A 269-nucleotide genomic window follows, 5' to 3' on the forward strand; every position below is an offset into this window, starting at 1 on the left:
TTATTGGCTTGCCATTCACCATCGCCACACTCAGACGTCGGAACGCCTTCAGGGTAAAACTGATTGAATGCAAGCGAACCTTCGGTGGTCAACGCTTCAAGGGAAGCAAGGCCATCTTGATCAAGATCCGTTCCGCCAGATAATAGGTTGATAAGCGTAGTCAATCCACCAGCCATCTTAACCGCAATACCTCCCGCGGCTGAGCCTTTTGATACGGTACCACGCACGAGGTCGGCGACTTTCGAGCCTTTATGAACACCACCAATGCT

The 269-nt window shown here is 51.3% G+C and carries 1 pseudogene; it reads right to left on the minus strand.

The annotated features are described in order from the left end of the window. A pseudogene (locus tag JFU56_RS22505) lies at positions 1–269 on the minus strand (lipase); the annotation flags it as partial.

Origin of the sequence: Moritella sp. F3 (assembly GCF_015082335.1) — a bacterium.
Taxonomy (GTDB): Bacteria; Pseudomonadota; Gammaproteobacteria; order Enterobacterales; family Moritellaceae; genus Moritella.